This window comes from Streptomyces sp. YGL11-2, assembly GCF_050054615.1.
GTDB lineage: Bacteria > Actinomycetota > Actinomycetes > Streptomycetales > Streptomycetaceae > Streptomyces.
This window is the reverse complement of sequence record NZ_JBNHIN010000001.1, coordinates 457,724-464,217: the sequence shown is the minus strand read 5'-3', so window position 1 is coordinate 464,217 and position 6,494 is coordinate 457,724. Positions and strand designations below refer to the sequence as shown.

The following is a 6,494-nucleotide window of genomic DNA, read 5'->3' as shown; positions in this document are numbered from 1 at the left end:
GTTCGCGGTGCGCAGCACCGCGAGTGCGTGGCGGCTCTTGCCCTCGGCGAGCGCGACCAGTGGGAAGACGCCGTCCTTGGCGGTGACCACGACGTCGTAGCGCTCGGCCATGCCGATCAGCAGCGCGCCGGCCCTGGCGTGCTCGACCGGGTTGCCGTCGGTGTGCGTGATGGTCATGTCGTGGTCGCCCAGCGCGACGCGGTAGGCGGTGTCGCCGCCCGCGTTGATGAAGCGGATGCGGATGCGGTCGCCGGGCCGGGCGTGGAAGGTCTCCGGGTGCCGGTTCGTGCGGCCGTTGATGAGGTGGTACGGGTAGTCGATGTTGCCCGGCATGCTGCGCAGCAGGGTGCTGCGGGCGTTGTCGCCCAGGAGGCGGGAGGGGGGCCCGCCGTGGCCGGGCCCGGGGCCGCCCTGCTGGCGGAACGCCCCGCGGCTCGCCCGCTCCTCCGTGAACCGGTCGTCGTAGGGGAAGCCGTCCGCGCCCATGAAGCCCATGTCCAGGCCGGCCCGGCTGTAGTCCATACCGCGGCGGAACGCCTCGGTCAGGTCCTCCATGTCCACCGGCGAGGGGTCCGGCATCCAGTCGCCCCGGTCGTAGCGGTCGTATCGATCGTCACGGTCGTACCGGTCGTCACGGCCGCTGTGATCGCCGTGGCGTCCGTGCTCTCCGTGGTCGCGACCGTGACCGTGGCCGTCGTGCCGGTGGCCGTGGTCCGAGCCGTGGTCGTGCCCGTGCCCGTCGTGGCCCGCGCCGTGCCCGTGGCCGCCGTCGTGCGAGCCGCCGTCCCCGCCTCCGTCGTCGTCGCCGTTCATGCCGTGCATGGGGTCCCGGCCGTGGTTCAGCTCCTTGAGCACGTTGTCCGGGTTGCTGCCGTCCACCCCGTCGAGCCAGTCGTCCAGCACGACGACCCACTCCTTGTCGTACGACAGCGGCTCCTTGGGGTCCTCGACGATCAGCGGGGCGTACAGCCCGCGGTCCTGCTGGACGCCGACGTGCGGATGCATCCAGTAGGTGCCGGGCTGGGTGACCCGGAAGCTGTAGAGGTAGGAGCCGCCGGGCCGGACCGCGCGCTGGGTGACGTCGGGTACGCCGTCCATGTCGTTGCGCAGGTGCATCCCGTGCCAGTGCAGCGTGGTGGACTGCGGCAGGTCGTTGAACAGGGTCACCGCGAGGGTGTCGCCGGCGGTGATCCGGACCTCCTTGCCGGGCAGGCGGTCGCCGTACGTCCAGGTGTCGACGGTGCGGCTGCCGAGGTCGATCCGGGACTTCCGAGCGTTGACGTGCAGCGTGCGCACCGGGCCGGAGCCGCGCCGGCCCTCGGCCGCGGAGACCTCCGGACCGCGCGGGTCGACGTAGCCGGCCCGGTTGGAGCCGTGGTCGCCGCGCCGGTCGTGGCCGTCGTGCCCGTCGTGCCGGTCGTGGCCGTCGTGCCGGTCGTGCGGCCCGGGGCGGGAGGCGGCGGAGCTGGAGGCGGCCAGCAGGCCACTGCCGGCGACCGCGATGCCGGCACCCAGCAGGGCGCGGCGGGAATGCGTGGGAAGGGAATCCATGAGATGAGCACCTCGTGGCGATGTCAGGGGAGCGGGGAGCGGCGGCGGGCCGCGGACTCCGGCAGGCGTCGTGGGTCCCCTGGACCGGGGGGTGTCCCGCAGTCGAACGGAGTCGGGACCGGGGAGTGCCGGGGGTCGTCGGGGGAGGCGCGGTGCGCTCCTGCGCACGCAGTCGGCGGTGGGGCGGGGCGGCGTCGGCGCGGCCCCCGGGGTATCGGCCGGCCCCAGCGCGGCGGGTGGACGCACCGGGCGGCGGCCTTGCGGTGTTCACCCATCGCAGACCTCTCGACAGCCGGGGACCCACGCACGCGCCCTTGCTCCCGGGCCTGCCGGCCCCGGAGGTGGCCGCTCGCGCCGCGCTCGCCGCGTCCCGATGGCCATCCGCCTATTCTTGGCCTTCCCGTTCCTCCGGCATATCCGGCATTCCGGACGCGCCGCCGGGACCACCCGAACACCAGGATGTCCGTGAGCCGCCCTCGCCCCGCCGCCCGCCGCCTCGCCGCCGTGCTCCTGCTGCTCGGCGCGGTCGCCTACACCGCCTGGGTCCTGGAGCTGGTGATCGCCACCGGACTGGACCCGGTGCGGGCGTACGTCAGCGAACTGGCCGCCGCCGACCAGCCGCTCGGCGGCCTGTTCCGCGCCACCGACCTGGTCGCCGGGCTGCTGGTGCTGGCCGGTGCGCTGACCGCGCTGACGGGACCGACCGGGCCGACCGGGTCGGCACCCGCGGAGCGGCGGCCCTGGGCGGTGGCCGGCTGGGCCGCGCTGGCACTGTTCGGCGGCGCCACCGCGGTCGATTCCCGGCTGCCGCTGAGCTGCGCGCCGACCAGCGACCCGGAGTGCGCGGCCCGCGAGACCGCCGGGCTGGTCCCGGCCACCCACACCGCGCACGCCGTCAGCAGCTCCCTCGCCATGCTCGGTGCGCTCGCCGCGCTGGTCCTGCTCACCGCGGCCGCCCGCCGCTACGGCAACCGGCCGGCGCTGGCCCGCTTCGGCCCGCCGCTGGTGCTGGCGGAACTCGCCGCCACGCTCTGGACCCTGGCCGCGGTCGCCGCCTTCACCGCCGACCGCGGCACCTGGGCCCTCGGCGTCGGCCAGCGCCTCCAGATCCTGCTGGTCGCCCTCTACGTCGCGCTGCTCGCGGGCTGCCTGGCGCGGCCGGGCGGCGCCGCGGCCCGCCCCGCGCCCGCGGCGCGCCCGCACCCGGCCGCCCCCGGAGCCCCGGCCGCGGCCCCGCCGGCCCCGCCGATTTCGTCGACCCCGCCGGTCCCACCGACCCCGCCGCGAGGAGAGCCGTGAAGCAGCCCGTACGGATCCGCCCCGCCCCCGGCCGCATGGTGCGGGTGGGCGGTCTGCCGCTGCACGTGCTGCGCGAGGGCCGTGGCCCGCTGTGCGTCCTCAGCGGCGGGCTCGGCATGGCCTGGTTCGACTGGGACGCGGTCGCTGCGCTGCTCGCCCCGTACCGCACCGTCGTCCGGTTCGACCGGCCCGGACTCGGCCTCAGCGCCGCCGGCCCCCGGCCGCCCGGCCTCGCCGCCGAGGCCGACCGGATCGCCCAACTCCTCGACGCGCTGGGCCACATGGGGCCGGCGACGGTCGTCGGGCACTCGCTCGCCGGCTTCCACGCCGAGGCGTTCGCCCGGCTGCACCCGGCCCGCTGCGCCGGTGTGGTCCTGGTCGACGGCAGCATCGAGGAGGACCCCCGGCCCCGCCTGCCACGCGCGGTCCGCATGGCCTGGGCGGGCGGCCTCGCGGGCGCGCTGTCCGCCGCCGGGCTGCCGCGGCTGCTCGGCCCCGCCGCCCGCCGCCTGATCACCCGCGCCTCGACCGTCGGCAGCCACCCGCGGCACGGGTGGGAGCGCGCCGGATACCGCACCAGCCGGGTCCTGCGGGCGTGCGCCCTGGAGAACGCCACCTACCCGTACCAGGCCGCCGACCTCGCCGCGCTGCGCCGCCGGAGCCCGATGCCCGCCGTCCCGGTCGCCGTCCTGGCGGCCTACGACGGCAGCGAGGCGCCCCGCGAACTGCGCTGGCTGGAGCGCCAGCGGGCCCTGGCGGCGGAACTGGGCGGCCACTTCGCGGTCGCCGCGCCCGCTGGCCACCTGGTGATGGCGGACGCGCCGGGGGCGGTGGTCCGGGCGGTCCTCGACCTCCCGTGAGGAGCGGGCGGCGCGCCCGCCCAGGGGAAACGCGGACCGCCCCGCTCCCCGCCGCGGCGGGCGTTCGTGTACCCCGGGGGCGCGGCGGAACGCCGTGGCACGGGGCCCTCAACAGCTGGTCAACAGGGCATCTGGGGTCGTCCAAGACTGCGCCAAGCCGGCCGATTGCCGCGTCCCGTCGCACTGAGCGCGATGACTGCGGGAAAGATGCGCGATGGGGGTCACGGGTCAGCGGTTCTGATTAAGGCCAAGGGTGCGTAATGTGACGGTAACCCCCTGACGTGATACTGGTGTGCCGGACCGCGGTGTTCCACGCGCGTGGACAGGCCGAATGACCTGCAAGGATTGGTGACCCATGGACAAGCAGCAGGAGTTTGTGCTCCGGACGCTGGAAGAGCGCGACATTCGCTTCGTCCGGCTGTGGTTCACCGACGTGCTCGGGTTCCTCAAGTCCGTGGCGGTGGCCCCGGCCGAGCTGGAGCAGGCGTTCGACGAGGGCATCGGGTTCGACGGCTCGGCCATCGAGGGATTCGCCCGGGTGTACGAGTCCGACATGATCGCCAAGCCGGACCCCGGCACCTTCCAGATCCTCCCCTGGCGCGCCGAGGCCCCGGGCACCGCCCGGATGTTCTGCGACATCCTGATGCCGGACGGCTCGCCCTCGTACGCCGATCCGCGCTACGTCCTCAAGCGCATCCTCGCCAAGACCTCCGACCTCGGCTTCACCTTCTACACCCACCCCGAGATCGAGTTCTTCCTGCTCAAGGACAAGCCCGTCGACGGCTCCCGGCCGATCCCCGGCGACTCCTCGGGCTACTTCGACCACACCCCGCAGAACGTCGGCATGGACTTCCGCCGCCAGGCGATCACGATGCTGGAGTCGATGGGGATCTCGGTGGAGTTCAGCCACCACGAGGGCGCCCCGGGCCAGCAGGAGATCGATCTGCGGTACGCCGACGCGCTCTCCACCGCGGACAACATCATGACGTTCCGCCTGGTGATGAAGCAGGTCGCGCTGGAGCAGGGCGTGCAGGCCACGTTCATGCCCAAGCCGTTCTCCGAGTACCCGGGTTCGGGCATGCACACCCACCTCTCCCTCTTCGAGGGCGACCGCAACGCCTTCCACGAGTCGGGCTCGGAGTACCAGCTCTCCAAGGTGGGGCGTTCGTTCATCGCCGGCCTGCTCAAGCACGCCGGCGAGATCTCCGCCGTCACCAACCAGTGGGTCAACTCCTACAAGCGCATCTGGGGCGGCGCCAACCGCACCGCGGGCGCCGGCGGCGAGGCTCCCTCGTACATCTGCTGGGGCCACAACAACCGCTCCGCGCTGATCCGCGTCCCGATGTACAAGCCCGGCAAGATGGGCTCCACCCGGGTCGAGGTCCGCTCGATCGACTCCGGTGCGAACCCGTACCTGACGTACGCGGTGCTGCTCGCGGCCGGCCTCAAGGGCATCGAGGAGGGCTACGAGCTCCCGGCCGGCGCCGACGACGACGTCTGGGCGCTGTCCGACTCCGAGCGCCGCGCGATGGGCATCGAGCCGCTGCCGCAGAACCTGGGCGAGGCCATCGCGCTGATGGAGCGCAGCGAACTGGTCGCCGAGACGCTGGGCGAGCATGTCTTCGACTTCTTCCTGCGCAACAAGAAGCAGGAGTGGGAGGAGTACCGCTCCGAGGTCACCGCCTTCGAGCTGCGGAAGATGCTGCCGGTGCTGTAACCGGCGGTCGGCGCGCTTCTCTCCCCGGAACGGTGTGGGGGCCTACGGCAGTTGCCGCAGGCCCCCACGGCCGTCCCACCCTCCCCCGTCGTCTCCCGGAGGAAATTCACGGCGATGTCCCGCACCGCGCATGCCGTCCGCACTTCCTTTTAGCGGAGTCCTCGAAGGTTTGAACGCCGCGCCGCGCATTCTCGACGGAATGCGTTGACGGAAAGTGCGGAGGGAGCGAAGTGACGGAATGCCGTGACGGAATTCCGGGCTGGGAAACGGCGGAGATTCGGACGGGGGAATTGCGTTGCGGCCCGCCGGGCAGCGGGATTTCCGTTATCGCGAATTCCGCGCCGAGGTGCCGACTTCGGATACCGGGCGAGACGGCGGAGGAGCTGTGCGGGCGCATCGCCCTCCGCTGCCCGGCCCGAGCCCGTACGGGAGACCCGTCACGCGCAGAGGAGGACGATGAGGCCCTTGCAGTCCCCGTCTTCCCCGTCGCCCCCGCCGTGGCCGCGGCCCTTGCCGTGGCCGTCCGCCGGGGCCTTCATGGTGACGTGCGAGGCGATGGCGGCGTGCGAGGCGAGCGGTGTCAGGGCCATCGCGGAGGTGGCGGTCGCCGACCCGGCCGCAAGAGCGATGCCCAGGGCAGCGCCGACCGTGAATATTCGCGAAACAGTCTTCTTCCGTTGATTCATCTTCGAAGTGCTCCTTTCTTCGGGCGATTCATCTAGCGGAGTGTTCACTCAATCACCATGCATGCTCCCGGGGTGGGTTTCGCCCGGAGTGCGGCCGATCGGGTGAAACGCAGGGAATCCGGCGAATCTGCTTTGGAAAGGGCCTGCGTCATGCGCCTTTCGCGGCCCTAATTGCTGACCTCGGCCCGGAGAGTCCGAAAGGGTGCGGTGTGCCGCCGCCGTGCTGTCCCGGTCTTTCCGAGCCCTTCCGAGCCCTTCCGGGGCTTCCCGAGTCCTTCCGGGGCCTGTCCGCCCTTTCGTCGGTGCCTCCGGGGGAGGCGGGGAGGCGGAGGAAGAACTCCAGGCACCGGCCCCGACGGAGATCGGCCGAACCGGCCGGAA

5 protein-coding genes are annotated in these 6,494 nt (G+C 73.1%); 3 read left to right on the top strand and 2 right to left on the bottom strand.

Annotation, left to right across the window (positions count from 1 at the left end; all coding sequences use genetic code 11):
* Window positions 1-1,551 (bottom strand): multicopper oxidase family protein (locus ACO1BR_RS02065; protein WP_426793269.1); only part of this gene is annotated, 1,551 nt, incomplete at its 3' end.
* Between the two features lie 465 nt (window positions 1,552-2,016).
* On the opposite strand from ACO1BR_RS02065, the gene ACO1BR_RS02060 reads away from it, so the two are divergent.
* From ACO1BR_RS02060 to glnA, 3 genes are all read left to right on the top strand, one after another.
* A complete protein-coding gene (locus ACO1BR_RS02060) occupies window positions 2,017-2,850 on the top strand; it encodes a DUF998 domain-containing protein (RefSeq protein ID WP_426793268.1) in 834 nt (277 codons plus the stop codon).
* Window positions 2,851-2,885: 35 nt separating this feature from the next.
* Window positions 2,886-3,710, top strand: a complete 825-nt coding sequence (locus tag ACO1BR_RS02055) for an alpha/beta fold hydrolase (RefSeq protein WP_426793337.1) — start codon at window positions 2,886-2,888, stop codon at window positions 3,708-3,710.
* 355 nt (window positions 3,711-4,065) lie between these two features.
* Window positions 4,066-5,427 (top strand): type I glutamate--ammonia ligase, encoded by a 1,362-nt coding sequence (gene glnA, locus ACO1BR_RS02050; protein WP_426793267.1) that lies wholly within the window; start codon window positions 4,066-4,068, stop codon window positions 5,425-5,427.
* A gap of 437 nt (window positions 5,428-5,864) precedes the next feature.
* Here glnA and ACO1BR_RS02045 read toward each other — a convergent pair whose 3' ends face one another.
* Window positions 5,865-6,113 carry a hypothetical protein gene (locus ACO1BR_RS02045; RefSeq protein WP_426793266.1) on the bottom strand — a complete coding sequence of 83 codons (249 nt, stop codon included), beginning with the start codon at window positions 6,111-6,113 and terminating at the stop codon, window positions 5,865-5,867.
* Window positions 6,114-6,494 lie beyond the last annotated feature (381 nt).